Source organism: Arsenophonus sp. ENCA (assembly GCF_002287155.1).
In the GTDB taxonomy this organism is placed as follows: Bacteria; Pseudomonadota; Gammaproteobacteria; order Enterobacterales; family Enterobacteriaceae; genus Arsenophonus; species Arsenophonus nilaparvatae.
In genome coordinates, this window is record NZ_NHNG01000114.1 from 1 (window position 1) to 2695 (window position 2695).

At 39.9% G+C, this 2695-nt stretch carries 5 protein-coding genes; 2 read left to right on the forward strand and 3 right to left on the reverse strand.

Annotation, left to right across the window (positions count from 1 at the left end):
- Window positions 1–291: transposase (locus tag CBG25_RS03290; RefSeq protein ID WP_290603789.1), on the forward strand; the 291-nt coding region annotated here is incomplete at its 5' end.
- Window positions 292–306: 15 nt separating this feature from the next.
- Window positions 307–660 carry a transposase family protein gene (locus CBG25_RS03295; RefSeq protein WP_290604498.1) on the forward strand — a complete coding sequence of 118 codons (354 nt, stop codon included), beginning with the start codon at window positions 307–309 and terminating at the stop codon, window positions 658–660.
- Between the two features lie 37 nt (window positions 661–697).
- Here the strand turns inward: CBG25_RS03295 and CBG25_RS03300 are convergent, their stop codons facing one another.
- The 3 genes from CBG25_RS03300 to CBG25_RS03310 all read right to left on the reverse strand — a co-directional run.
- Window positions 698–1390: a transposase family protein gene (locus CBG25_RS03300; RefSeq protein WP_290604500.1), complete on the reverse strand. Its 693-nt coding sequence runs from the start codon at window positions 1388–1390 to the stop codon at window positions 698–700.
- A 150-nt stretch (window positions 1391–1540) separates the two neighbouring features.
- On the reverse strand, window positions 1541–1762 hold the full coding sequence (locus tag CBG25_RS03305; RefSeq protein WP_290604503.1) for a hypothetical protein: 222 nt from the start codon (window positions 1760–1762) through the stop codon (window positions 1541–1543).
- A gap of 15 nt (window positions 1763–1777) precedes the next feature.
- Window positions 1778–2695: transposase (locus CBG25_RS03310; protein ID WP_290604505.1), on the reverse strand; the 918-nt coding region annotated here is incomplete at its 5' end.

The following is a 2695-nucleotide window of genomic DNA, read 5'->3' on the forward strand; positions in this document are numbered from 1 at the left end:
ATAGTAACAAACAAAGAGAATCCCACCCGTGAATACGTCAAATCTATCATGGATGCCCGTTGGTCTGTTGAAGTTTATCATCGAGAAGTTAAACAAAATTGTGGTATTGAACGCTGTCAGGCTCGCACGAGCCGAGCGCAAAGAAATCATATTTTTCTCGCTATTTCTGCGTGGTTTGAACAACATAAACGTCGTATATCTGAAAAAATAACCCTTTATCAACAAAATTGGGACGTAATCAAAAATGCTATTGCTGAGCACATCCGTGTTTTATTAGCGTACCCAAATTAGTTTTGTGCGAAACTCGTGTTAGATAGAACCCGGGTATGTCGCTGGGTAAAAATATTATTGCCGGTTTTAGAGATGACCTTGGGGCGAGAATGTGTTTTGCCCGCTCGTCAAATTCGCTCTGCTGAGGAATTTTTTCGCGCCTTTCCTGGAGTTAAAGACGTCTTTATTGATGGGACAGAGCGACCTGTCCAAAAGCCTAAGAATCTGCGTCGGCGAAAAAAAATGTATTCGGGAAAGAAAAGACAGACCACTCGAAAAGGGCTTATTATGACTGACGAAACAAGGCAAATTGGATTTATCCCCATGAGCAAAAATGGGCGCCGTCACGATAAACGCTTACTCGATAAAGTCGATAAGCGTGTTGCTTAATAGTGAAATAAGGGTGTTTCGGTGATTGAAGTAAATTTTACGCTGTTCTGAGATGGAAATTCCAAAGACCTGCGCTAAGGAGTAAGAAGGTATCATCAATAAAGGGTCTACGATTCCGTAAAATTTGGGTCATGCAACCGAGGCGCTTGATACCCGCGATGGCGTGTTCAACTGTAATACGGATGCCCGAGATTATTTTATTTTCTTGTTTTTGTTCAGGCGATAAAGGTCTTTTTCGAGTTCCTTTTTTTGGGATTTGTGTATTAGGATGCTGTTTATCTATACCTTGAAAACCGGTATCTGCCCAGATGGTTACCTCAGGAGGAATATGGCGAATTATATCGACTTTATCGAGTAAGCGTTTATCGTGACGGCGCCCATTTTTGCTCATGGGGATAAATCCAATTTGCCTTGTTTCGTCAGTCATAATAAGCCCTTTTCGAGTGGTCTGTCTTTTCTTTCCCGAATACATTTTTTTTCGCCGACGCAGATTCTTAGGCTTTTGGACAGGTCGCTCTGTCCCATCAATAAAGACGTCTTTAACTCCAGGAAAGGCGCGAAAAAATTCCTCAGCAGAGCGAATTTGACGAGCGGGCAAAACACATTCTCGCCCCAAGGTCATCTCTAAAACCGGCAATAATATTTTTACCCAGCGACATACCCGGGTTCTATCTAAACCAAAAAGAAGTCCTTGCAAATCATAGGTCGGATAACATTTTAAATACAACACGAGTTTCGCACAGGCATATAAAATTCTAAAAATGGCTTAAAAGCAATGATTAATCTGCAAGTTACTAAAAAACATAAATTTTCTTAAATTACAATAAGTTGTATTTGATTTATAAGGTTTTGACTATTTATATATCATGCTGAATTAAACTTAAAAATAGAGCGTTTTTTTATTGGTGCGAAACTCGTGACGTAGCCTTCCACTGATAACTTCTGGCGAGGTATGTAAAGCAAGCTCCTTACGGATAAAATCCTGCGTTTGCGGGGTTTGTTGATTAAATGCATCTCGTGTAGATTTATTGAGACGTCTGGCTTTCGCTAAGGTATCGGCTCTTCTGCAAGAATAAAGTCCATGGAAAGCGGGATCAGTCACGAGTTTCGCACAAAACTAATTTGGGTACGCTAATAAAACACGGATGTGCTCAGCAATAGCATTTTTGATTACGTCCCAATTTTGTTGATAAAGGGTTATTTTTTCAGATATACGACGTTTATGTTGTTCAAACCACGCAGAAATAGCGAGAAAAATATGATTTCTTTGCGCTCGGCTCGTGCGAGCCTGACAGCGTTCAATACCACAATTTTGTTTAACTTCTCGATGATAAACTTCAACAGACCAACGGGCATCCATGATAGATTTGACGTATTCACGGGTGGGATTCTCTTTGTTTGTTACCATGTAATCAATACGGCCGTTTTTGGCTGTAAATTTGAAAACAGTCACCCAACCGTAGCCTCGTAAGTGTATTGGAGTTCCTTCTTCTGAGATGTCTAACTTGTTCAGTTGTTTATTATGGTTAACAATCCTGTTTTTCCTCAGCGTGGTTACCCAGACCCAACCATGAGAGCGAATTGATTTCAGATTATCTAGGCTAGAATACCAGGCATCCATCACTACCGCTTCTGGCATGATCCCTCTTTTTTTAGCAAGAGCCAGCATTTCGGAAAAGTGCGTGTTTTTTGTTTTTCCATCAGAATCTTTATCATAAATACGATAGTCAATAGGAATTGATTCAACACTTGTCAGATCATGCCAAAGCAAATTAACCAAACCTATGCCAGCAATAACATCATGCTTATTACCTGAATATTGATAATGAACCATCTCTATTTTTCTACTACGTGTTTTGGCAATCAATGTATCATCGGCAATTAGTACACAAGGGCTTTTTTTGTCTATAAGCGTGTTGCTTAATAGTGAAATAAGGGTGTTTCGGTGATTGAAGTAAATTTTACGCTGTTCTGAGATGGAAATTCCAAAGACCTGCGCTAAGGAGTAAGAAGGTATCATCAATAAAGGGTCTAC